We start from the raw sequence: 24,292 nt of genomic DNA on the forward strand, positions 1-24,292 counted from the left end.
GGCGTCTTGTTAAGGGGGGCGCAGACCGAATTGCAACCACCCAATTGTACGGGGCGCAATCTTGCGCCCCAGATAGAGAAAAAGCCGCCCTATGGGGCGGCTTTTGCAATTGGATCATCTGATCGTCGTTACATCAGCGGAGCTTGACCCCAGATGTAAACTGCAAAGAACAGGAACAGCCAGACAACGTCCACGAAGTGCCAGTACCAAGCGGCGGCCTCGAAACCGATATGCTTTTCGGGGGTGAAGTCGCCGCGCAGTGCGCGGATCAGGCAGACCGACAGGAAGATCGTCCCGATAATCACGTGGGCACCGTGGAACCCGGTGGCCATAAAGAAGTTCGAGTAGAACTGGTCGCCACCGAACTTCCAGCCATCGTGGGCCAGCAGCTCATAGTATTCGAAGCCCTGCAGGAAGGTAAACGCGATCCCCAGCGCGATACCGATCGCCAGACCTTGCACAAGTGCCTTGCGGTCATTGCCATGCACCAAGGCGTGGTGCGCCCAGGTGATCGCGCAGCCCGACAGCAGCAGGACCAGAGTGTTGATCAGCGGCAGGTGGAACGGATCAACCGCGTGAATGTCCGGCTGGATGTATTCGGTGCCTGCATAATCGTACATCGGGTACATGCGGTGTTTGAAAAACGACCAGAACCAGGCGAAGAAGAACATCACCTCGGACATCACGAACAGGATGAAACCTAAGCGCAGGCCGATGCGAACAACCGGTGTGTGATCCCCGGCGCGGCTCTCGGCCACGACATCGGACCACCAGGCGAACATGGTGTACAGAACGGCTACCAATCCGGCCCAGAACATCCACGGGGTGATCCCGTGCATCCACAGAACAGCTCCGAACAGCATCGTAAACCCACCGGCGGCGCCAATCAGCGGCCAGATCGAGGGGTTTAGAATATGGTAGTCGTGGTTTTTAGCATGTGCCATCAGCGTCCCTCACCTACAGGCGTTAGTTCGTTTTTGTTTTTGCCTGCGCTTCAAGGGCGGCGTAGCCCTCGGGCAGGTCAATTTCGTAGAATGTATACGACAGAGTGATCGTATGAACATACTTAGCTTCAAGATCTTCGACCATTTCCGGGTCAACGAAAAAAGTCACTGGCATCTGAACCCGTTCGCCAGGCTCCAACACCTGCTCTTCAAAACAGAAACAGGCGATTTTCTGGAAATAGCCGCCGGCGGAATACGGCGCGACGTTGTAAGACGCCTGGCCGGCAATCGGTCGGTCGGTCGGGTTATACGCCTCGTAAAAGGCCAACCCGGTTTCGCCGATACGCACTTCCATCTCACGCTCGACAGGCTTGAATTCCCACGCCATGTCCTTGGCTTTCGAGGCATCAAAACGAACCGTCACGGTGCGGTCCAGAATATCCTCGGGTGCAGTCTCGGCCAAGCCGGTTGTCCCGCCAAAACCGGTGACACGGCAGAACCAGTCGTAGAACGGCACCGCCGCCCAGGCGAGGCTGCCCATCAGGACAACCACCCCCACTGTCTGCACAACGGTTTTCTGAGGACCGGACAGCGCCATCAGTTCTGCACCTCTTGCGTCGCCATGCCAAAATCCGTGCCCGAGACCTTAACAATCGTCAGGCCGAAGATGATTACGATGAACGCTGCGAGAGTCAGACCAACACCAAGATTGCGGCTGAATCTGCGCTGATGCAGCTCATGACTTTTACGCAGGCTCATGACCAGCCTCCCAGCCCGTAAGGTTTCAACAGCGCTTCGGCGAGAATCGCGCCGAAATGCAGGAAAAGATAGAGCAGCGACAGCTTGAAGAAGGAGCGTTCAGCCTTGAAGTTGTCCATCTCAGCGTCTTCTTCCGACCGGCGCGAAATCTGCCATGCCCCCCGCAGGAACAGGGCGTTCATTACCAAAGCGGCCGCCAAGTAGACCGGGCCGCCGATATCGGAGAACGAAGTACCGATAGCCAGCACCGCCAACAACGCGGTGTAGACCAGAATATGTGTGCGTGTCGCACGGCGGCCATGGGTAACCGTCAGCATTGGCACACCGGCATCGTCATAATCAGAACGCATGAACAGCGCCAGCGCCCAGAAATGTGGAGGGGTCCACATGAATGTCAGAGCAAACATCAGCCACGGCTCAATGGACATCGAGCCTGTCGCCGCGACCCACCCAATTACCGGCGGGAAGGCCCCCGCCGCGCCGCCAATGACAATATTCTGAGGCGTCGAACGTTTCAGCCACATCGTATATACGACAACGTAGAAGAAAATGGTGAACCCCAGAAACGCGCCTGCAAACCAATTCGTTGCCAGCCCCAGCATGATCACCGACAGGCCAGACAGAGCAAGCCCAATCGCCAGAGCCTCGCCTTCTTCGACTTTTCCGGACGGGATTGGACGCCCCTTGGTGCGTTTCATCACCTTGTCGATATCCGCGTCCCACCACATGTTCAGCGCGCCGGACGCGCCACCACCGATGGCGATAAACAGGATCGCACAGAATCCGACGACGGGATGCACAGGAACCGGAGCCGCCAGAAGACCTACCAAAGCCGTAAACACGACCAGCGACATCACGCGCGGCTTCAGCAGGGCGAAATAATCGCCAAAACTGGCCTCGTCTGTGTGTGCCTTGGCGGTCACCGTGCTGGCATTGATGCTTGCGTCGCTCATTTCCGGTCCTTTGAGGGTGAAAGCCGCGCGAAGGACGCGCAGCTTACATCATTCAGAGCGCAGTCCATTGCCTGCGCAGGGCATCAGTTCGAGGCAACCTGATAGGTTGCCGGCTGACCTGCGTACTCTTCCTGTGCACCTTGCAACCACTGCTCATAGGCCTCTTCGCTGACCACTTTGACCGTGATCGGCATATAGGCGTGGTCCTTGCCGCACAGTTCCGAGCACTGACCAAAGTAGATGCCTTCCTTGTCAGCTTGGAACCACAGCTCGGCCAGACGACCCGGAACACCATCCTGCTTGACGCCAAATGACGGAATTGCCCAGGAATGGATCACGTCGGACGCAGTGACTTGCATGACGACGATTTTGCCAACCGGCACAACCACGGCGGTGTCGGTGGCCAGCAGCCACTCATCCTGGCTATAGCCAGCATCCGCCAGTTTGGCACGCATCGCGTCGTCCAGAACAAACGGTGTTACATCTGCGTCGGCAGGGCGAGCGCCTTCGTCCAGCGTCGCGGGATGTCCCAGCAGGTAGCTGTCAAACGCGAAATCATGGTCAACATATTCGTATGTCCAGTACCACTGGTTGCCCACAACCTTAATGACCACGTCGCCTTCGGGAATTTCCTGCTGCTTGAACAGAACCGGCAGTGAGAAGGCACCGATAAAGACAAGAATTAGGATCGGACCCAAAGTCCACGCGATCTCAACAGGCGTGTAGTGCGAGAATCGTGCCGGTGTCGGATTAACGCGTTGATTGTAGCGGACGATGCAATACACCAACAGGCCAGCAACCAGCAGGCAGATCGCGGTGATGATCACCAGAATCATTCCATCCAGCCGTTGAATCCCATCGGCAAGGCTGGTGGCCGCGGGCTGAAAACCCATGGCGCCATCGACCGGCTTGCCAATAATCTCAAGCTCCTGAGCCATGGCGGGAAGGCTGGAGAGGGCTGTTGCAAACCCCGAAAGCATCAAAGCATTCTTCATGTTCTGTCCTGATCGTTTGATCTTTACGTCCCTGGCGAAAAGGCGTGAATCGGTCACACCTCACCCGTTGTCTTTGATCGTGTTAAAAACCATATTCATGCGGGTAGATAAAGCAAAATGCTTGCGTCAAACAGACGCTATTTTTGATCTGGATCAAACCCGAAAGGTCCCAACCGATGCCGAACGACCCGTTTCGCCCCTTTGAGAGCGCCCTTCCACAGGACGAAGCCCTGTCAATTCTACAGGGCGCGACCGCCGGCGCCGAGGATGGCGAGCTGTTCGTGGAGCGCCGGAAATCCGAGTCTCTTGTCTTTGACGATGGGCGGCTGCGCACGGCGTCCTATGATGCTTCCGAGGGGTTCGGACTGCGTGCCATACAAGGCGAGGTCGCTGGGTATTCACATTCTACCGATGTATCGATTCCCTCATTGAAGCGGGCCGCAGAAACCGCACGCCTGGCCGTTGGGGATGGCGGAGGAACACTGGCCGAGGCACCGCGCGCAACCAACACACGTCTCTACACAGATGAGGACCCAATCGAATCCGCAGATTTCCCGGTCAAGATAGAGACTTTGCGCGCCATCGACAGCTTTGCCCGCGATCTCGACCCTCGGGTCGTTCAGGTCAGCGCCACCATCGCCGCATCCGTGCAAGAGGTGGAAATCCTGCGCCCCGACGGGGTCGTGGTCCGCGATGTGCGTCCGATGACGCGGCTGAATGTCTCGGTCATCGTCGAGCAGAACGGGCGTCGTGAAAGCGGCTCGGCCGGTGGCGGCGGACGGGTCGGTCTGGACGGTTTAATCGATCCGGTCGACTGGCAGGGCAAAGTGCGTGAGGCTTTACGGATCGCAGAGGTCAACTTGGAAGCCATCCCCGCTCCTGCCGGCGTGATGGAGGTCGCGCTTGGGCCAGGTTGGCCGGGTATTCTGCTGCACGAGGCCATCGGTCACGGGCTGGAGGGTGATTTCAACCGAAAAGGTAGCTCTGCATTCGCCGGACTTATGGGGCAGCAGATAGCATCGAAGGGCGTGACCGTTGTCGACGATGGTACGATCGCCGACCGGCGCGGGTCGATCACTGTAGACGATGAAGGTACGCCCAGTTCACGTACGGTTCTGATCGAAGACGGCGTCTTGACCGGCTATATGCAAGACCGCCAGAACGCGCGTCTCATGGGCGTTTCATCGACGGGCAACGGACGGCGGCAAAGCTATGCGCATAAACCCATGCCGCGAATGACCAACACGATTATGCTGGGCGGCACTGCCGATCCGGCAGCGCTGGTTGCCGATATCAAGGATGGCATCTGGGCCGTCGGTTTTGGCGGAGGCCAGGTGGACATCACCAACGGCAAGTTCGTCTTTTCATGCACCGAGGCCTACCGGGTCGAAAACGGCAAGATCGGAGCTGCGGTCAAAGGCGCCACACTGATTGGCGACGGGCCGTCGGCCTTGAAACGCATCCGAGGGTTGGGCAACGACATGGCGCTGGATCCAGGCATGGGAACATGCGGCAAGGATGGCCAGTGGGTGCCCGTGGGCGTTGGTCAACCGACGGTTCTGATGGATGGACTAACTGTCGGCGGATCAGCTGCCTGAGTCGTTTGTCAAACGCTACTCACGCGGCGCAGGGTTAACACTGCGCCGCAAATTCGTACCAAAGGTTTCAATCGGCATTCGCCAACCCTAGAAAAGCGGTTGAATTAATTTTATTAACTCAATGTCTTAGCAGATTACGCATCAAAAATCCCGAAAGTTTTGCATAGAATTTTCAGGGATTCACAGGCTGTTAACCCTGCATCCCGTAAACCTGTTCTGCAATCAGGCGGAGCAATGGATGACCGAAGAGCAGCTTTCTTCCAATCACCCCCCACTCCCACCCACCACGGAAGAGGACCGGTTCTCCTGGCTCCGTCTGTTGCGTTCGCGCAAGGTTGGCCCGGCGACGTTCCGTCGCCTGCTGCGAGACCATGGCTCGGCGCAGAATGCGCTAGCCGCGCTGCCGGAAATGGCACGCGCCGCCGGAATCGAAGGGTATGAAACTTGCCCTCCCGGCGTTATCGAGGCGGAACTCAAGGCCGCAAAAGCCGCAAAAGCCCGGCTTTTGTGCCTTGGGGCCGCTGATTTTCCGGCTGCCTTGTATGACGTGGCCGACGCCCCGCCGATGCTGTGGGCGATTGGTGATATCTCTGTATTGAAACGCCCGACGATCGCCATGGTTGGGGCCCGAAACTGCTCGTCTCTGGGAGCACGAATGGCGCGAGGTCTAGCGAAGGAGCTTGGAGAAAAGGGATATATTGTAGTGTCCGGGCTGGCCCGTGGCATCGACACCTCGGCTCATCTTGCTGCTTTGGAAGCCGGAACCATTGCCGTAATGGCCGGTGGCGCGGACGTGATCTATCCGGCGGAAAACACTGATTTGGCGCACAAGATAACCGAAACAGGAGTGCGCTTGTCGGAACAGCCCATGGGTGTCACCCCGCAAGCGCGTCATTTTCCGCGCCGCAACCGGATCATCTCCGGGCTGGCACAAGCGGTCATCGTGGTCGAGGCTGCCGCGAAATCTGGCAGTCTGATCACGGCGCGTGACGCGCTGGATCAGGGGCGTGAAGTTCTGGCCGTACCCGGTCATCCGTTCGACGCGCGGGCTGCAGGCTGCAACCTGTTAATCCGTGATGGAGCAACCCTGGTCCGGTCCGCCGCTGACGTGATTGACGCGTTGCCGACGCAAGATGAACTGATTGCCCCTCTCGCACCCAATGCAATTTCTAACGACACTGAACGGGTCCACACGGACACTCAAACGCTTCATGCACAGATACTGGCTCGGCTCGGTCCATCACCAATCGCCGAGGATCAGTTGCTCCGCGATGTCTCGGCTTCGGCAGGTGAAATCGGCCCGGCGCTGGTAGATTTGGAGTTGGACGGGCGAATCCTGAGACAACCCGGGGGCCTTCTGTCACTGGCCGGTTGACGTATGTGCAGCCCTAGAAAACTGGCGTTATCTAACTGAAATCACCACACCTTTCGACGATTGAAAGGAACGCATTGACAATTTCGCCTTGTCCCACACATTTTGCACGGCCATACAAGGCGCCATATTCGTCGAGCGAGGTTTTCCCCTAAATGCCCGTAGTTGTTGTAGAATCCCCGGCCAAGGCAAAAACGATCAATAAGTATCTCGGCCCCGACTACACGGTTCTGGCCTCGTACGGCCATGTTCGCGACCTGCCGCCCAAGGACGGTTCGGTCGATCCCGAGCATGAATTCTCGATGAAATGGGAGGTGGGAAACGACAGCCGCAAACACGTCAAGGCGATCGCCGACGCCCTGAAAGAAGATAACGCCCTTATCCTCGCCACCGACCCTGATCGCGAGGGAGAAGCCATCAGCTGGCATCTGCAAGAGGCGCTGACCAAGCGCCGCTCGATCAAGAAGGACACGCCCGTCAGTCGCGTTACCTTCAACGCTATCACAAAGGATGCCGTGACCGAGGCGATGCAGAATCCCCGTCAGGTCGACATGCCCCTGGTCGAGGCTTATCTGGCCCGCCGTGCGCTGGATTATCTAGTAGGCTTCAATCTGTCGCCCGTACTGTGGCGCAAACTACCTGGCGCAAAATCGGCGGGGCGAGTTCAATCGGTTTGCCTGCGCCTGATCGTAGAACGCGAGATGGAAATCGAAGCGTTCAACCCGGTGGAATACTGGTCGGTACGCGCCCTGTTTGAAACTCCGCGCGGTCAGACCTATGAGGCGCGTCTGGTCACGCTGGCCGGCAAGAAGCTGGACAAGCACGACTTGTCTAATGCAACCCAGGCTGAACTGGCGGTGCAGGCGATCACAAGCCGCGCGCTGAGTGTCACCTCGGTCGAAGCCAAGCCCGCGGCGCGCAATCCAAGTGCGCCGTTCATGACCTCGACGCTGCAGCAAGAGGCCAGCCGCAAGTTCGGCATGGGTGCGCGTCATTCGATGCAGGTGGCACAGCGGCTCTATGAGGCCGGATACATTACATACATGCGGACCGACGGCATCGATATGGCGCCAGAGGCCGTGGCGGCAACGCGTGACACGATTGCGGATCGCTATGGTGCGGAATACGTCCCCGACAGCCCCCGCATCTACAAGAACAAGGCCAAGAACGCACAGGAAGCGCACGAATGTATCCGCCCCACGGATATGGCGCGCGACGCCAAGGCATTGAAAGTGACAGATGAAGATCAGCGCAAACTGTATGATCTGATCTGGAAACGCACAGTCGCGTGCCAGATGGCCGCCGCGCGGTTGGAGCGTACGACAGTTGAGATTGGCAGCGATGACGGTCAGGTCGGTCTGCGTGCCACGGGTCAGGTAGTTCTGTTCGACGGTTTCATGCGTGTCTACGAGGAAGGTCGCGATGATGTAGCTGATGACGACGAAAAGCGCCTGCCGCAGATCCTGCAGGGTGACCCGGCACCCTTTGCCAAATCCTCGCTACGCGATCAGTTCGCCAAGGCGACCAGCGACAGTCGTGACAAAGTCGCGAAAGAGGCAGTTCTGTCCGAAAATGAATCCGTTCTAGCCCTGCAGCACCATACGCAACCGCCGCCCCGCTATACAGAGGCCACTCTGGTCAAGCGGATGGAGGAACTGGGAATCGGTCGACCATCGACCTACGCCTCGGTCGTGACCACGATCCAGGACCGCGAGTACGTGCGCAAAGATAAGAACCGGCTGATACCTGAAGAAAAGGGACGGATCGTCACGATATTCTTGCTGAACTTCTTCCGCCAGTATGTGGGCTATGAGTTCACCGCAAATTTGGAAGAACAGCTGGACGATGTCAGCGCCGGTGATCGTGACTACAAGGACCTGTTGGGAAAATTCTGGCGTGATTTCTCTGCCGCGATTGGGGAAACGTCCGAACTGCGGATTTCCGAAGTTTTGGACAAGCTGGACGAAGCGCTGGCACCGCAACTTTATCCTCCACGAGAAGACGGCTCGGACCCGCGAATCTGCCCGAAATGCGGTGTCGGGCAGTTGCACCTGAAAACCTCCCGAACGGGCGGTTTTGTTGGCTGCGGCAATTATCCCGAATGCAATTATACCCGGCCTATCGCCGGCGAAGGTGCAGAAGGTGACGAGCGTCTGCTGGGCGAAGATGCAGGCGATGATATTTGGCTGAAATCCGGGCGCTTTGGCCCCTATGTTCAGCGAGGTGAGCCAACCCCTGAGAACAAGAAGCCTCCGCGTGCTTCGCTACCACGAGGGTGGAGCAAGGATGACATGGATCTGGAAAAGGCGCTGACATTGCTCAGCCTGCCACGTCAGATCGGAGAGCACCCTGATGGCGGTACGATCACCTCGAATTTCGGGCGCTTTGGTCCGTATCTAATGCACCAACTACCGGATGAGGCTAAACCGGTCTATGCCAACCTCAAAGACCCGAACGACGTGTTCGAGATCGGGATGAACCGGGCGGTTGAACTGCTTGCAGAAAAACGCGCGAACCCCGGGCGACGTGGCAGTTCAGCTGCCAAGCCGCTGAAGGAACTGGGGGAACACCCAGACGGTGGCGCGATCCAGGTATTGGACGGGCGTTACGGGCCATATGTGAAATGGGAGAAGGTCAATGCAACCTTGCCCAAGGACATGAAGCCCGAAGACGTGACGCTGGAAATGGCTGTAGAACTGGCCAATGAAAAGGCGGCCAAGAAGGGCACAAAAAAGAAGGCTGCCCCAAAAAAGAAAACCGCCGCCAAGAAAACAACAAAGAAGGCTGCCGGCTGAATCGGTCAGGGTCCGGCCCTGACCGGACCTGATAAGTAGAAATACCACTGACCCCTTGGTTTCATTGACTTCCCCGTTACGTGGCGGCACAACCGGCGCCATCACCATGTCATTGGGGGAGTTTTCCATGAAAAAAGTCTATGCCAATGCCGCCGAGGCGCTTGATGGGCTGCTGCATGACGGCATGTTCATCGCCGCAGGCGGATTCGGCCTGTGCGGCATTCCCGAATTGCTGCTCGAGGCGATCAAAGATGCCGGTACGAAGGATTTGACCTTTGCCTCAAACAACGCCGGGGTAGATGATTTCGGGATCGGTATCCTGCTGCAGACCAAGCAGGTTAAAAAGATGATCAGTTCGTATGTCGGTGAAAACGCAGAATTCATGCGCCAGTATCTGAGCGGCGAGCTTGAACTGGAGTTCAATCCCCAAGGTACACTGGCTGAACGGATGCGCGCCGGTGGCGCGGGCATACCCGGCTTCTATACCAAGACCGGCGTTGGCACGGTGATCGCCGATGGTAAAGAGCACAAGGACTTCAACGGCGAGACTTTTATCCTTGAAGAAGGCATTTTTGCCGATCTCGCTATCGTCAAAGCCTGGAAGGCGGACGACACCGGTAACCTCGTGTTCCGCAAGACCGCACGCAATTTCAACGTTCCAGCTGCAACCTGCGGCAAGATCTGCGTGGCAGAAGTCGAAGAGATCGTCCCGCGCGGATCGCTGGACCCGGACGGCATCCACCTGCCTGGCATCTACGTGAATCGCATCATACAGGGCAGCCACGAAAAGCGCATCGAACAACGCACCACCCGCAAGAAGGAGGAAGCATAATGCCCTGGGACCGCAATCAAATGGCCGCACGCGCGGCAGAGGAACTGGAAGACGGCATGTATGTGAACCTCGGCATCGGGATTCCGACGCTGGTGGCGAACTATGTGGGCGACAAGGATATCACCCTGCAATCGGAAAACGGCATGCTGGGCATGGGCCCTTTCCCGTTCGAGGGCGAGGAAGACCCGGACCTGATCAACGCTGGCAAGCAGACAATTACCGAATTGTCTCGGACAGCCTATTTTGACAGCGCCACGTCCTTTGCCATGATCCGCGGCGGCAAGATCGCAGCTGCCATTCTGGGTGCGATGGAAGTCGACGAGAAAGGCGATCTGGCGAACTGGATGATCCCGGGCAAGCTGGTCAAAGGTATGGGCGGAGCAATGGATCTGGTGGCTGGCGTCGGCCGCGTCGTCGTCGTTATGGACCACACCAACAAGCATGGCGATTCGAAGGTACTTAAGGAATGCACCTTGCCGCTGACTGGCAAAGGCGTTGTTGACCGTATCATCACCAATTTGGGTGTTCTGGATGTGGTCGGTGGTGGCCTGAAGATTGTAGAACTGGCGGACGGCGTCAGCGATGAAGAAATGCGCGCTGCAACACAAGCGACCATCGTCAACTGACACTCCCCAGTTGGAGGAATTGGCCCGCCAACGCGCGGGCCATTTTCAGTTCAGGGTTTGGAAAACGCAACCATCCGAAATCAATTCGGGAGGCGTGGCGCACAGCGCCCTGGCGACTTGAAAGGCGGCCAGCACCTTTGGCACATAGTCTCGTGTTTCCGCATAGGGCGGCACACCGCTGTGCTTGCGTACGGCCCCCTCGCCCGCGTTGTATCCGGCCAGTACCAAGATCGGGTCGTTACCGAACTCTTCCATAAGCCAGTCGAGATACTTGACCCCTCCGGCAATGTTCTGGGCTGGAACAAGGCTGTCTTTCACACCGAACCTGGCAGCCGTCGCAGGCATCAATTGCATAAGCCCTTGTGCGCCTGCCGAGCTGACGGCTTTTTCGCGACCGGCCGATTCCACCGAAATGACCGCCAGCACCAGCGCGGGCGAGACTTTGGTCCCGACTGTCGAGCGCAAGATGTCGACGCCGCGCTGCTGGGCAATATCCTGCAACGTCTGCAAACGCGGCGCGGTGACTCCGGTCGACGACAGGGCTTGGATAGCTTGACTCAGACGCCCCGAGCTTGCTCGGGCAAGTTCCGGCGAAATTCGATTCCAGAACGCCTTGTAGGATCCTACCGGCTTGGGGTCTGCACCGGCTTCCGGCAGGTTTGCGGGTGGCACCTTGGTGCGCGCGATAATCTCGGGCACTACCAGTTCTACACCTGTGCTTGGTGCCGAAGGCTTACTGGCATGTTCTTCAGCTGTGATTTGCACAGTCACACGCGGGCGGCTACCCGGTTTGGGCGCCTTGATACGTTTGTAAACTCCGCGCGGCTCTTGCTCGGCAGCGGACGCTGTACTAGCGCCCGTTAGTAGAAACGCTGCAAGACCGGCGCTCATCAGAGCGTCTCGGAAAGTCATCTGTGCCTGCCTCAGTTCTTCTTTTGGATCATTTTGAACTCTGAATCGGCCATCAACACCAGAAAAACAAAGCGAAATGGGGCAATTTCGCCTCATTTGGCGCAATTTTGCATCGCTTGAATAACTGCAGATCAAAAAGTTCAATATATTTTTCGTTTAAAATCAATTGTTTGCAAAAAGTGCCAACAAAAAGTTAAGCATACTGCGAAAAAAATGCCGTTTGGCCCAATTCCTGCCACGCACGACAGGCAATCATAGTGCCATACCGAGACGATCGGGAGCGGACTGAGAGAGAATGCTCTGGAAGACGCCGAGGTTGAATTACTTTTGATCCTTTAGGAGGGACGTAATATGATCAAGTTCATCAAGAACTTCCGCAAAGACGAAGACGGCGCCGTAACTGTTGACTGGGTTGTTCTGACCGCAGCCGTTGTTGCACTGGCCGCAGTTGCTTACAATCAGGTCCACGATGGTGCCAGCGATCTGGCCGGTGCTGTAGATACCGCACTGACCAACGCGTCTGTGAGCACGCCGACATTCAACGGCACCACTCCTTAATAGTGGGCTAGTTTGATTAAATCGACGTAATGTCGAGTGTGGGGGTCATGTCTTTTCAAAAGACGTGACCCCTATCTTTTTTAACCATAACCAAATCGGTGGTCTCATGCTGGCCGAACTACGGAACATTCAAAAAAACGAAGACGGAGCTATCACCGTCGACTGGGTTCTTTTGACCGCAGCCGTAGTCGCATTGGGCTGGCTGATGTATTTCTACCTGAACGATCCCATTCAAGGTTTGGACAAAAAAAGCGGAACAGCGATCGCAAACGTCCAGGTCGACCCGATTTCCTTCGACTAGGTTATTGCGTCGCATCCGACACACTAGTCCATAACCTCAATTTTTTCCGCGAAATAACGAGCAATATCTGGGATTGTCCCATTTTTGAACACAATTGGTGCCTAATGTGTAATCTGAACAGACATGTTGCGTGGCAACATGATTACTGCAAACAAGAATGAAACGAGGGACAAATGCGAGCTGTTTTTGGACTTGTTCTGATTATCGGGGTCGCCCTGGCTGGTGGGGCAGTTTATTTGGCCCGCGACTACATTTCGAAGAATCAGGCTCAATTGGCACTGGAAAGGCAGTTGCGTGAAGAAGCTTTAGCCAATGTCAAAATGGTGCCGACTGTAGGTGTCATCGTCTCCACCCGCTCTCTGCGATACGGAGAAAAACTGACTCCAGAAGACATACGCGTCGTTCAATGGCCGGAAGATGCGATCCCTGAAGGGTCGTTTGTAGATATGGCCGTGCTCTTCCCGGAGGCTAACAACCAAGACCGCTTCGTCCTGCGTGCCATGGAAAAAGACGAAGCCGTTATGGAAATGAAGGTTACAAGACCCGGAGAAGCCGCCGGCCTGACCTCGCGCATCAAAAAAGGCATGCGTGCATTTGCAATCAGCGTTGACGTGTCCTCTGGCGTTTCAGGGTTCCTGCGTCCAGGCGACAGGGTTGACGTCTATTGGACTGGGTCATTGCGGGGCCTTGTCGACGGGGATGGCGGAGAGATCACACGACTGATCCAAACCAACATCGAATTGATCGCCGTGGATCAAACTGCGGGTTCTGACGTTACCGGAACGACAATTGCACGCACAGTTACCGTTGCCGCGACTCCGGAAGAGATCGCGGCACTGGCACAGGCGCAGAATACCGGGCGATTGTCTCTGGCTCTGGTCGGCGTTCAGGATGAAACGGTTGCTAGTGCGGTCGAGGTGGATCAGCGTAAGCTACTGGGAATCAAAGACGCGGCTCCGGCGCCGATAAAGGTCGAAAAAGAGGTTTGCACCATTCGAACCCGTCGCGGAGGCGAGATAGTGGAAACCCAAATACCCTGCACAAACTGACGTTTAATCAGACTGTTAGTTGACAAAGGCCGCGCAGACTGCGCGGCCTTTGTTGTTGGATTGTTGCGCAATATCCACATAAGGAAAATTCCGGAAACCATTGATTATTGCAAAAAATCCCGTTTTCGAGCAGGGTTTCAGAACATAGGGCGCAAGACCCAAAAAACATAGTGGTGATCGGAGAGGCAGGTCACATGACAATACGTTCCTGGATTAGCGCAACCCTGATGGGGTTGGCGCTTGTTATGGGTCCGACCGGCGACGCCGCTTGGGCTGAAAATCTTCGCGTGGTAAAGAAAGGGACCGTCGAAATACTGGACGTCCCTATTAACCGTGCAATCGTAGTGGAAAGTGAACAGCCGTTCGCTGAACTCAGTATCGCGAATGCGGGCATTGCCGACATCTCTTCGCTGTCGGAGCGCACAATTTACGTATTGGGTAAGGCGCCGGGTCTGACCACACTGACCCTGTTCGATGGCGCAGGCAACCTGATTACGAACGTACAGGTTCGCGTGTCCCCGGACGTTTCCGAATTCAAAGAACGGCTGCGCCAGATTCTGCCAAGCGAGCAGATCGAGGTTCGTACCGCAAATGACGGGATTGTGTTGTCTGGCACCGTTTCCAGCAGCGCGAAACTGGCCCGTGCCCTTGAACTCGCTGAACGCTATGCGCCAGAGCGTGTTTCCAACCTGATGAATGTCGGTGGCGTTCAGCAGGTGATGTTGAAAGTACGCTTTGCTGAGATGAACCGGTCGGTCGCCAAAAGCCTGACTGCATCGCTCGGCTTCCAAGGCAGTGACGTCACTGGCGGCTTTAACACGTTGAACAACCAGTTTGCTCTGGATAACGCGCTTGGCACCCTCACAGGTACCAATAACATCCCGTTCACCCAGACAAATAACGGTGCGATCCTGTTCGGCTTTGGCGTGGGATCAACCCAGGTCCGGTTGTTGCTGGAAGCCTTGGAAACCAAAGGGTTGGTGCGCAGCTTGGCAGAGCCAAACCTGTCCGCTCTTTCAGGGCAGGAAGCTACCTTCCTTGCCGGTGGTGAGGTTCCGATTCCAGTCCCGCAGGGTGACGGTGTGGTTGCGATTGAATACCGGGCCTTCGGCGTGCAACTTGACTTTGTTCCACGCGTTGTCGACGGGGATCTGATAAACCTTGAAATGGTCGCAGGCGTGTCCAGCATTGACCCCAGTGCAAGCTTCTCGATCAATGGTGACATTGTTCCGGGCTTTATTGTTCGGCAAACCAGCACAACGGTTGAATTGCGCGACGGTGAGAGCTTTGCCATTGCCGGCCTTCTGCAGGATGACTTCACCGACCTGAACAATCAGGTGCCATGGCTGGGAGACGTTCCTATCTTGGGTGCTTTGTTCCGCAGTGCCGAATACCAGCGCGAGCAAAGTGAGCTTGTGATCATCGTCACGGGTCATCTGGTGACACCGACACGAGGCGAAGCACTTGCACTTCCGACAGATCGCGTGAAGCCGCCCAGTGAGTTCGATCTGTTCATAAATGGACGTACGGCGCGGACAGAACGCGCGGGCAATGGTGCAGCTTCAGAAGTGGCCAATCAGAACTTTGGCAGTTCCTACGGCTATGTCCTGGATTAATTGGGAGGATAGACCAATGCAGAAATGGATCATCATCCTGGGCCTGAGTACCTCGATCGCCGCATGCACCCGCGAAGCCGGCTATGAGATCGACCAAGGCGCATTCGGAAACGCCACGCTGAACAACATTCAGGTTGCGAACGGCGAATTGACCTATGCTCAGATCCTTGGACAGCGCTTTGCTGCCGAGGTTCCGACCCAGATCAACTTTGCCTTCGACAGCGCACAGCTCGATGCTTCGGCCCAACGTATTCTTTTGCAGCAGGCCGATTGGATCAAACAATTTCCCGAGGCACGGTTCCGTGTGTTCGGCCATACGGATGCCGTTGGTTCTACAAGCTATAACAGAGCCTTAGGTCAGCGCCGCGCGAATGCGGCCGTAGCGTTCCTGACGAGGCAGGGAATATCACGCAACCGTTTGGAAGCAGCAGTTTCATTCGGCAAAAGCAGACCTCTGATCGACACGCCGAACAGAGACCGCCGCAATCGCCGTACTGTTACTGAAGTTTCCGGTTTTGTAGACCGGCATCCACAGGTTCTGGACGGAAAATACGCGGAATTCGTGTATCGCGAGTACATTGCCAGCGCCACGCCGAGAAGCAATCTTTCTTATGAGACCGATCTCGGCGGCGACGATAACTAAGACAATGAAACGTGATTGGGCGGCATCGTCGCCCAATTCCCAACAATTGGTTCTTTTGCGCCTAAATCTCGCCCAAATTTCAAACCACATTGAAAACAATAGGGTGACCTGCGGCCAGGATTGACCGCACCAGGGCGACAGCAGACCAGAACAATCCTTTCCAAGTTCGCACGGTTTGCTCGGCCCACTCGACAAGGATTGAGTTTATGACGAGCGCTACGCCGCAAGACGAAAACACAAGCATTCTGGCCTGCACGGTCAGCCGGGACGTCCAGAATTTCGACCTACTAATCGAAGATATGGAAGCTGCGCTGGGTGAGAGGTGGGGCGACCTGGGATTTGCTGAGGCGCTCGCCTTTTTCAGCCAACCCGAGGCCGAATCGCTGCAATTTATTGCGCTGGCCCTGGACGGCGAAGATGAAGACAACCTGACCTTGATGGGTGAAATTATCACACAGGCCAAGGAAAAAGGTATCAAGGTCGTTCTGATCGCGGAAGACGTGACCCCTGCTTCTCTCCACCAGTTATTGCGCAAGGGCGCCGACGAGTTCGTGCCCTACCCTCTTCCCGAAGGTGAGCTGCAGGAAGCCATTGACCGAATGAACAAGCCTGAGCCGGTTGTAGCCCCTCAGGCCGCAGTCTCCCTTTCTGATAACAATGCCAAGGAAGGCGCGTTGTTTGTCGTGCAGGGCCTGGCCGGAGGCGTTGGCGCGACCACTTTGGCTGTAAACCTTGCCTGGGAACTGGCGACAGTATCAGCCAAAGAAGCCCCTAGTGTCTGTCTGATCGATCTGGATCTGCAATATGGCACCGTTTCGACCTACCTGGATCTGCCACGCCAAGAGGCGGTTTTCGAGATGTTGTCGGATACTGCGTCGATGGATGAGGAATCCTTTGGATATTCACTTCAGACATTCGAAGAAAAATTGCAGGTACTAACTGCACCATCCGACATGGTGCCTTTGGACATTATTACACCGGAAGATATTCAGCGTGTGATCGATACAGCCCGCAAGCACTTTGATTACGTAATCATCGACATGCCGAAAACACTGGTGCATTGGTCCGAAACAGTTCTGCAGGCAGCGCATGTTTATTTTGCATTGCTCGAACTGGACATGCGGTCAGCTCAGAATGCGTTGCGTCTCAAACGCGCGTTGCAGGCCGAAGAGCTTCCGTTCAACAAGCTTCGATTTGCAATGAACCGGGCACCTAAATTCACTGACCTTAGTGGTAAGGGCCGTGTCAAACGCATGGGCGAAAGCCTGGGCATTTCGATAGACTTGCTCCTGCCCGACGGTGGCAAGCAGGTTATGCAAAGTGGCGATCACGGACTGCCGCTGGCAAACTCTGCCGCGAAAAATCCGCTGCGCAGGGAAATCGCAAAACTAGCGCAATCGCTTCATAGCCTTGGCAGCAGCAGCGCCGAGGCCGCATAACACGAAGGGGACCCGCCGTGTTTTCACGATATAAAAAGCAACCAGCCGCGCAGCCGGTAGAAGCACAACCACAAGCCCAGACCGCGGCGACGACCGCAACTGAGGCACAAGGTTCGCCAACCACGGCAATGGTCCGAAAACCGGTCAAGAAAAAGGTGGCCGAAGTTGTTGGAAGCGACAAGGAGCGTAAACGGAAAGAACGTTTAGGCGAGATTAAACTGGAGCTACACCGCGAGTTGCTTGAGAATCTTAACCTCGCAGCCCTGGAAAACGCCGCCGAGGCCGAATTGCGCGCCGAGATCAGTGCTATTGCCAGCGAAGTTCTGGAAGCGCGTAGTATTGTCCTCAATCGTGAAGACCGTACCCAGTTGAACAAAGAGCTGTATGACGAAGTCACTGGGTTGGGTCCGCTCGAGACCCTGCTACAGGACGATTCCGTCAACGATATTCTGGTAAACGGCCCGCAACAGATCTTTGTGGAACGCGACGGTAGGCTGGAAATCAGCGACATCACATTCAAAGACGAAAAGCACCTGATGCGGATCATCGACAAGATCGTGTCCGCCGTGGGCCGTCGAGTCGATGAATCAAACCCCTATGTTGACGCCCGTCTGGCTGACGGTTCGCGATTTAACGCGATGGTACCGCCGATTGCGGTGGACGGGTCACTGGTGTCCATTCGTAAATTCAAGAAAGACAAGCTCGGCATTGACGATCTGGTCAATTTTGGCGCTTTCACCGAAGAAATGGCCGCCTATTTGCAGGCTGCAGTGTCCACCCGGCTGAATATCATCGTATCCGGCGGTACGGGTTCGGGTAAAACGACTACTCTTAATGCCCTGTCCAGTTTTATCGACGACGCTGAGCGCATCCTGACCATTGAGGATACAGCGGAACTTCAGCTGCAACAAACGCATGTGGGTCGGATGGAAAGCCGCCCGCCCAACGTGGAAGGCAAAGGCGAGGTCAGCCCTCGCGATTGTCTGAAAAACGCCCTGCGTATGCGCCCGGACCGCATCATCGTGGGTGAGACGCGTGGCGCCGAGGTAATCGACATGCTGCAGGCCATGAACACCGGCCACGACGGTTCGATGACCACGATCCACGCCAACTCGGCCCGTGATGGTATTTCACGTTTGGAGAACATGATCGCCATGGCCGGGATCGAGATGCCGATCAAGGCGGTACGCAGCCAGATCGCCAGCGCTGTGAACCTGATCGTTCAAGCCAGCCGCTTGCAGGATGGTTCGCGTCGCATGACCTCGATCACCGAGATAACCGGCATGGAAGGTGACGTCATCTCAATGCAGGAAATCTTTAAGTTTCAACGAGTTGGACTAACACCGGACAACAAGATAATCGGTCACTTCACCGGGACAGGTGTGCGCAGCCACTTCTCGGAGCGCTTCCGTCTTTGGGGTTTTGACTTGCCGGCGTCCATCTACGACCCAACCACGATGTAGGAGACAAGGGATATGCAACTCCCTACAGAGGCGCTTATTTATGTCGCCATATTTGTCGGTGTTCTTGCCCTCGTCGAGGGCATCTATCTGGTCGCCTTCGGGAAATCCATTAGTCTGAACAGCCGGGTCAACCGCCGGCTGGACATGATCGACAAAGGCGTTGGTCGCGAGCAAGTTCTGGAGCAGCTGCGCAAGGAAATGCGCCAGCATATGAAAAGCCAGAGCATCCCGCTTTATTCGCTTCTGGCTGACAAGGCACAAAAGGCCGCGATTGCGTTTAGCCCGCGGCAGTTGATCATGATTATGGCACTGGTTTCAGCCATGGCTTTCATGGCTCTGAGTATCGGCACCGCAACCGATGTGGCCCTGCGCGCGGCACTATCCGTCGCGATCGGGGTTGGCGCCGTTTACGCCTGGGTAAACCACAAGGCCAAAAAGCGGATGAGCCTGATTGAAGAGCAGCTACCAGATGCCGTGGAGCTGATGGTTCGGTCGCTACGAGTCGGCAACCCGTTCGCCTCTTCCGTTCAGATCGTTGCTTCCGAAGTCGAAGACCCTCTGGCAACCGAATTCGGCGTTATTTCTGATGAGGTTGCGTATGGCCGCGAGGTCGGCGAAGCCCTCAAGGAAATGGCCGAACGTCTGGACATGCAGGATTTGCGCTTTTTGGCAGTCGCTGTGTCTATCCAACAGCAATCAGGCGGTAACCTTGCCGAAATCCTGGCAGGTCTGGCCAAAGTTATCCGTGCCCGTTTCCGTTTGTTCCGCCGCGTCAAAGCAATTACCGCAGAGGCACAATGGTCAGGGAAATTTCTGTCCGGTTTCCCTCTGGCTTGTCTTGTTTTCATTCTGGTCAAAGATCCGAATTATTACGACTCGGTTCTCGATCACGAGTATTTCATACCGGCGTGCTTTTTTGTCGGCATCATGCTGACGCTGAACCTGATCGTCATGCGAATTCTCACCAACATTAAGGTCTGAGGCTACTGCAATGGAAATCCTTACCCAAGCGAACGACTTTCTGACGCAGCACCTTGGTGAATTCGGCCCGCTTATTGTGGTTGGAGTGCTGGGGTTGTTCATGATCCTTGTCACAGTTCCGTTGATGCTGAATCAACCCGAAGACCCGTTAAAGAAACTGCAGCGGTCGAACACGCCGTCCAAGAAAAGCAAGAAAGACAAAAAAGAGCGCCTCAGACATTCAGGTCAGAACGAGCAGCTCGAGAAATTCGCCAGTTTTCTTGAGCCAAAGGATCAGGAAGATTACTCGGCCATGCAGCTCAAGCTGCGTCAGGCGGGGTATCAATCCAAAGACGCGGTTCGGTTTTTCCACTTTGCTCAGTTTGCCTTGGGTTTGGCCGGGCTTCTGGTTGGGGTTTTGTTGGTGACGGTCTTTGCCGGCGACCAGGAATTCGACACTCAGCAGCTTTTGATACGGGTCCTGGTGCCTGGCGGCGTTGGATACTTCATTCCCAAGTACTGGATCACCCGCCGTGTAGCCGAGCGTGAAGAGGCCATAACGGCCGGATTTCCGGACACTTTGGATCTGATGCTGGTCTGCGTCGAGGCAGGTCAGTCGCTGGATCAGGCTATCGTTCGCGTCGCAGCGGAAATGAAAGCCTCATATCCTGATATCGCGTTGGAGTTCGAAGTCGTCGCCTACGAAATGAAGGCCGGTAAGGAAAAAGACACGGTTCTACGCGATTTCGCGACGCGTTGCGGCGTTCAGGACATTAGTGCATTTGTCACCGTGATGATCCAGTCAGCCACATTTGGTACCTCGATCGCCGAGGCGTTGCGGGTCTACGCAGACGAAATGCGTGACAAACGGGTGATGCGCGCCGAAGAAGCCGCGAACAAGTTGCCAACCAAAATGACACTTGCCACAATGATGCTGACCGTGCCCCCGTTGCTGGTCATCCTTGTTGGTCCTTCGGCGAAAGGTATCATGGATTTCGGCAACGGTGCCGGCGCAATAAGCACCGGAGGTTAACGCCCTGATGAAACCGGCAGCTGAAGTTGCCCTAGGACGGCTTCGCAATACAGTTCAGGCCACCATGGTTTTCGCCATGGTGGCCTCTTGTACCGAGAGCGGCCTGGGTGATGACCCTTTTGCGCCAGGCGTTGATCCCGACGGACCGCCCGTAGATGAAATCACTGTAGGCAACCGATTGATGGTCGTCGGTGAGTATGAGCTGGCGTTAGAGTCCTTTACGCGCGCAGCCCTTGCCGAGGGGATGACACCGTTGGTTCTGACATCGATCGGAACTGCAAACTTGGGATTGCGACGCGTGGGGCAAGCAGGCCCCCTGCTGCGCCGGGCGGTCGAAGGTGATCCGGATTGGCCAGTAGCCTGGAACAATCTGGGTGTCTATCTGATGGAAGTCGGTGAATACCCGGAAGCAGCGCAGGTATTTCGGCAAGCCTATGCGCTGGACAATGGCGAAAGTGACGCAATCCGCGACAATTTGCGCTTAGCGCTCGCAAAAATGGAAAACCCTGTTAATAATACACCACAAGAACAAGAATTTGAGCTGGAGCAACAAGGGAACGGAGAATTCCTGCTGCGTAAAATCCAGTAACAGAGGCAAGAGCAGTAAAGGACGCAAAAATGCGCCAACCCTTCTTGATTCCGACCATCGTTGCGTGCGCGGTTATTTTGACCGCCTGTGCAAAAGAGACCGAAGAAGAAAAGGTCGAGCGCACCTTTCAGGAAGTGAACGTCATCGACGAAACTAACCTGAATGACGTGATGCTGAGCGCAGCCAACCCGAACGAAGCCGTCACCTATTTCCAGGGTGCAGCCGCCAAAAAGCCTGACAGGATAGACTTGCAGCGGGGGCTGGCTTTTTCTTTAACCCGAGCAAAACGCAGCACCGAGGCCGCTGTCGCTTGGAAACGGGTTACGGAAATGAAGGGCGCGACAAACTCTGATAAGGTTGAATACGCCGATGCATTGGTCCGCAGCGGCGATTGGAGCGGCGCCAAAGCGGCACTGGACAGGATTCCACCCACTTATGAGACGTTCAAAAGGTATCGACTTGAAGCCGTTGTCGCGGATTCCAGCAAGGATTGGAAACGCGCAGACCAGTTTTATGAAACTGCAGTGGGCCTGACGACCCGTCCGGCGGGTGTCATGAACAATTGGGGGTACTCCAAACTGACCCGCGGCCAGTACGACGAGGCCGAACGCCTGTTTACCGAAGCCGTTCGCCAAGACAACTCTCTGTTTACCGCCAAGAACAACCTTGTTCTTGCCCGTAGCGCGCAGCGCAATTACAGCCTGCCAGTGATCCCGATGAGCCAGATCGAACGTGCAACTCTGCTGAACACTATGGCCATTTCTGCGGTCAAACAGGGCGATGTGAACACAGCCAAGAACTTGTTCCGCGAAGCTATCGCGACGCACCCACAGCACTACGACGAAGCCGTACGCTCGCTCCGCGCACTCGAGGAAGCCTGATCTATGGCCATACCAGCGCTGGCAGCAGCATGGTTTTTGCCTTTCGTGCTGCCGATCTGCTTTTACGTGGCCTTCACGGATATGCGTGAAATGCGGATCAAGAACCATGCGGTTATGGCTCTGACGTTGGTTTTCATAGTCGTCGGTCTATTTGTATTGCCTCCATGGTCCGGGGAATGGGTCGCAGGCAATATCGGGCCGATGACTTTGACCCTACCCGTTTATGCCTGGCAACTGCTTCATATCGTTGTTGTTTTATTGATCGGTATCGTTCTGAACGCCGCTGGCGTCATGGGAGCGGGGGACGCGAAATTCTGCGCCGCTGCAGCGCCTTTCATCTGGCTCGGGGATTTGATGATTCTCTTGATCATCCTGATGGCAACGACAATTGGTGCTGTTGCGGCGCACAGACTGGCAAAATACACCGCGCTGCGTCAAGTCGCACCACATTGGGAAAGCTGGGACAGTGGCAAGAAGTTCCCGATGGGTCTCGCGCTGGCTGGCACGCTGTCCATCTACCTGATTTTGGGCTTTATTGACGGATCGTAAACAATCATAAGCCCGCCTTGCCTGTGCCTTGGTCATGCCACAAAGCCACGTCAAATTTTTTCAAACAGCCCTGTTTGGGCTATTTGCATGACGACAGGACAGGCGAGCGACGCTCATGAATATGCAGACCACCTCAGTTATGGCCCCTCCCGCTCCCAAGGGGTTGGGCGAAATGCAACTCCCGTTGGTGATGATGCGGGATATCCTGTTGAAAACCATCTTTCGTAAGAACGCGGGCACTGTTTCCGAAGTGGCTCAGGCCATCTGCCTGCCGGGATCTGTAACTCAGGAACTGATCGACATCGCCCGCGAGCAGAAATTGCTTGAGGCAACCGGCACACTGAACGCCAATAGCGGCAACGAGATGGGCTACCAATTGACCGATGCCGGCAAGGCGCGCGCACTGGATGCGCTCAGCCAGTCCGAATACTTCGGCGCCATGCCTGTACCGCTGGACGTTTATCGCGAGCAGGTGAAACGCCAGTCGATCCGCAACATTCAAGTCACCCGTGACCAATTAACCGGAGCGATGGGTCATCTGGTGCTGCCCGACAGCCTGCTGGATCACTTGGGCCCTGCGGTCAGCGCAGGTCGTTCAATCTTGATGTATGGCCCCCCGGGTAACGGTAAATCCTCGATCTCCAACGGCATTCGGGACGCATTGGGGGACAACGTCTATGTTCCGCGCGCAATCGAATATGCAGGTCAGGTGATCACCGTTTATGACCCGATCGTCCATACCGCGATCGATCAGGAAGAGGATGACCCCAACAGCCTGCGCCGCCGCAAGCGGTTCGACACGCGATATGTCCAGTGCGAACGCCCGACCGTGGTGACCGGCGGTGAATTGTCGCTGAGCATGCTGGACTTGGTTTATAACCCGACCGCACGAACTTATCAGGCGCCGCTACAGCTGAAATCGACCGGTGGGATCTTCATCGTGGACGACCTTGGCCGTCAGGCGGAACCGCCGCAGGCGCTGATCAACCGCTGGATCGTCCCGCTGGAAGAAAGTAAGGACATTCTGGGCCTGCAATCCGGTGAGAAATTCGAAGTCCCGTTCGACACTTTGGTCATCTTCTCGACCAACTTCCACCCGAATGAGATCTTCGACCAGGCCGCGTTGCGCCGGATTTTCTTCAAGATCAAGATTGATGGTCCAAATCAGGAAAACTACCTGAAGATCTTTGCCATGGTCGCCCGTAAACGCGGCATACCGCTTGATGAAGCCGCACTGGTGCATCTGTTGAAAGTCAAATACCCGACCATCAACAACATCTATGCGAACTATCAACCGATCTTTCTGATCGACCAGATAATCTCGATCTGCGAATTTGAAGGCATCCCCTATCAGATGAGCCCTGACCTCATCGACCGTGCGTGGGCCAACATGTTCGTCAAGGACGAGAAAATCGTCAATTAACC

The 24,292-nt window shown here is 55.9% G+C and carries 24 protein-coding genes; 18 read left to right on the forward strand and 6 right to left on the reverse strand.

Annotated features, from left to right (window positions below; genetic code table 11):
• Window positions 1-128: 128 nt before the first annotated feature.
• The 5 genes from AC2TCY_RS11795 to coxB form a co-directional block, all read right to left on the reverse strand.
• Complete coding sequence (locus tag AC2TCY_RS11795) at window positions 129-944, reverse strand: cytochrome c oxidase subunit 3 (protein WP_480847647.1); 816 nt, start codon at window positions 942-944, stop codon at window positions 129-131.
• 22 nt (window positions 945-966) lie between these two features.
• A complete protein-coding gene (locus AC2TCY_RS11800) occupies window positions 967-1,542 on the reverse strand; it encodes a cytochrome c oxidase assembly protein (protein WP_480847648.1) in 576 nt (191 codons plus the stop codon).
• A complete protein-coding gene (locus tag AC2TCY_RS11805) occupies window positions 1,542-1,703 on the reverse strand; it encodes a hypothetical protein (protein ID WP_170744440.1) in 162 nt (53 codons plus the stop codon). Before AC2TCY_RS11805 ends, AC2TCY_RS11800 begins: the two co-directional genes overlap by 1 nt.
• The gene (cyoE, locus tag AC2TCY_RS11810) at window positions 1,700-2,656 is read right to left on the reverse strand and encodes a heme o synthase (protein WP_480847649.1); all 957 of its coding nucleotides are present in this window, start codon (window positions 2,654-2,656) and stop codon (window positions 1,700-1,702) included. The genes AC2TCY_RS11805 and cyoE overlap by 4 nt, the downstream gene beginning before the upstream one ends.
• Window positions 2,657-2,739: 83 nt before the next feature.
• Complete coding sequence (coxB, locus tag AC2TCY_RS11815; protein WP_480847650.1) at window positions 2,740-3,651, reverse strand: cytochrome c oxidase subunit II; 912 nt, start codon at window positions 3,649-3,651, stop codon at window positions 2,740-2,742.
• A 176-nt stretch (window positions 3,652-3,827) separates the two neighbouring features.
• Between coxB and tldD the strand changes: the two genes are divergently transcribed.
• The 5 genes from tldD (at window position 3,828) to AC2TCY_RS11840 (ending at window position 10,874) form a co-directional block, all read left to right on the forward strand.
• On the forward strand, window positions 3,828-5,249 hold the full coding sequence (tldD, locus tag AC2TCY_RS11820) for a metalloprotease TldD (protein WP_480847651.1): 1,422 nt from the start codon (window positions 3,828-3,830) through the stop codon (window positions 5,247-5,249).
• A gap of 238 nt (window positions 5,250-5,487) precedes the next feature.
• Window positions 5,488-6,624 carry a DNA-processing protein DprA gene (gene dprA / locus AC2TCY_RS11825; RefSeq protein ID WP_480847652.1) on the forward strand — a complete coding sequence of 379 codons (1,137 nt, stop codon included), beginning with the start codon at window positions 5,488-5,490 and terminating at the stop codon, window positions 6,622-6,624.
• Window positions 6,625-6,776: 152 nt separating this feature from the next.
• Entirely contained in the window at window positions 6,777-9,416 is a 2,640-nt protein-coding gene (gene topA / locus AC2TCY_RS11830; RefSeq protein WP_480847653.1) for a type I DNA topoisomerase, read from the forward strand.
• Between the two features lie 127 nt (window positions 9,417-9,543).
• Window positions 9,544-10,248, forward strand: a complete 705-nt coding sequence (locus tag AC2TCY_RS11835) for a CoA transferase subunit A (RefSeq protein WP_480847654.1) — start codon at window positions 9,544-9,546, stop codon at window positions 10,246-10,248.
• Window positions 10,248-10,874: a 3-oxoacid CoA-transferase subunit B gene (locus AC2TCY_RS11840; protein WP_480847655.1), complete on the forward strand. Its 627-nt coding sequence runs from the start codon at window positions 10,248-10,250 to the stop codon at window positions 10,872-10,874. The genes AC2TCY_RS11835 and AC2TCY_RS11840 overlap by 1 nt, the downstream gene beginning before the upstream one ends.
• A 45-nt stretch (window positions 10,875-10,919) precedes the next feature.
• Here AC2TCY_RS11840 and AC2TCY_RS11845 read toward each other — a convergent pair whose 3' ends face one another.
• Window positions 10,920-11,786: a lytic transglycosylase domain-containing protein gene (locus AC2TCY_RS11845; RefSeq protein ID WP_480847656.1), complete on the reverse strand. Its 867-nt coding sequence runs from the start codon at window positions 11,784-11,786 to the stop codon at window positions 10,920-10,922.
• Window positions 11,787-12,137: 351 nt separating this feature from the next.
• On the opposite strand from AC2TCY_RS11845, the gene AC2TCY_RS11850 reads away from it, so the two are divergent.
• The 13 genes from AC2TCY_RS11850 (at window position 12,138) to AC2TCY_RS11910 (ending at window position 24,290) form a co-directional block, all read left to right on the forward strand.
• Window positions 12,138-12,344 carry a hypothetical protein gene (locus tag AC2TCY_RS11850; protein WP_480847657.1) on the forward strand — a complete coding sequence of 69 codons (207 nt, stop codon included), beginning with the start codon at window positions 12,138-12,140 and terminating at the stop codon, window positions 12,342-12,344.
• A 106-nt stretch (window positions 12,345-12,450) separates the two neighbouring features.
• Window positions 12,451-12,645 carry a hypothetical protein gene (locus AC2TCY_RS11855; protein ID WP_480847658.1) on the forward strand — a complete coding sequence of 65 codons (195 nt, stop codon included), beginning with the start codon at window positions 12,451-12,453 and terminating at the stop codon, window positions 12,643-12,645.
• A gap of 173 nt (window positions 12,646-12,818) precedes the next feature.
• Window positions 12,819-13,694, forward strand: coding sequence for a Flp pilus assembly protein CpaB (gene cpaB / locus AC2TCY_RS11860; RefSeq protein ID WP_480847659.1), 876 nt, complete (start codon window positions 12,819-12,821; stop codon window positions 13,692-13,694).
• 194 nt (window positions 13,695-13,888) lie between these two features.
• Window positions 13,889-15,310 (forward strand): type II and III secretion system protein family protein, encoded by a 1,422-nt coding sequence (locus AC2TCY_RS11865; RefSeq protein WP_480847660.1) that lies wholly within the window; start codon window positions 13,889-13,891, stop codon window positions 15,308-15,310.
• Window positions 15,311-15,326: 16 nt separating this feature from the next.
• Window positions 15,327-15,953: an OmpA family protein gene (locus AC2TCY_RS11870; RefSeq protein ID WP_480847661.1), complete on the forward strand. Its 627-nt coding sequence runs from the start codon at window positions 15,327-15,329 to the stop codon at window positions 15,951-15,953.
• A 206-nt stretch (window positions 15,954-16,159) separates the two neighbouring features.
• Window positions 16,160-17,392: a CpaE/TadZ family protein gene (locus tag AC2TCY_RS11875; RefSeq protein ID WP_480847662.1), complete on the forward strand. Its 1,233-nt coding sequence runs from the start codon at window positions 16,160-16,162 to the stop codon at window positions 17,390-17,392.
• Window positions 17,393-17,409: 17 nt separating this feature from the next.
• Entirely contained in the window at window positions 17,410-18,855 is a 1,446-nt protein-coding gene (locus AC2TCY_RS11880; protein WP_480847663.1) for a TadA family conjugal transfer-associated ATPase, read from the forward strand.
• A gap of 12 nt (window positions 18,856-18,867) precedes the next feature.
• A complete protein-coding gene (locus AC2TCY_RS11885; protein ID WP_480847664.1) occupies window positions 18,868-19,836 on the forward strand; it encodes a type II secretion system F family protein in 969 nt (322 codons plus the stop codon).
• Window positions 19,837-19,846: 10 nt separating this feature from the next.
• Complete coding sequence (locus AC2TCY_RS11890; RefSeq protein ID WP_480847665.1) at window positions 19,847-20,848, forward strand: type II secretion system F family protein; 1,002 nt, start codon at window positions 19,847-19,849, stop codon at window positions 20,846-20,848.
• 7 nt (window positions 20,849-20,855) lie between these two features.
• A complete protein-coding gene (locus tag AC2TCY_RS11895) occupies window positions 20,856-21,437 on the forward strand; it encodes a tetratricopeptide repeat protein (protein ID WP_480847666.1) in 582 nt (193 codons plus the stop codon).
• 29 nt (window positions 21,438-21,466) lie between these two features.
• Window positions 21,467-22,318, forward strand: coding sequence for a tetratricopeptide repeat protein (locus AC2TCY_RS11900; RefSeq protein WP_480847667.1), 852 nt, complete (start codon window positions 21,467-21,469; stop codon window positions 22,316-22,318).
• Between the two features lie 3 nt (window positions 22,319-22,321).
• A complete protein-coding gene (locus AC2TCY_RS11905) occupies window positions 22,322-22,867 on the forward strand; it encodes a prepilin peptidase (RefSeq protein ID WP_480847668.1) in 546 nt (181 codons plus the stop codon).
• Between the two features lie 115 nt (window positions 22,868-22,982).
• Window positions 22,983-24,290: an ATPase gene (locus tag AC2TCY_RS11910; RefSeq protein ID WP_480847669.1), complete on the forward strand. Its 1,308-nt coding sequence runs from the start codon at window positions 22,983-22,985 to the stop codon at window positions 24,288-24,290.
• The last annotated feature ends 2 nt before the right edge of the window (window positions 24,291-24,292 follow it).

The sequence above is a fragment of the Ruegeria sp. HKCCD7181 genome (assembly GCF_057221055.1).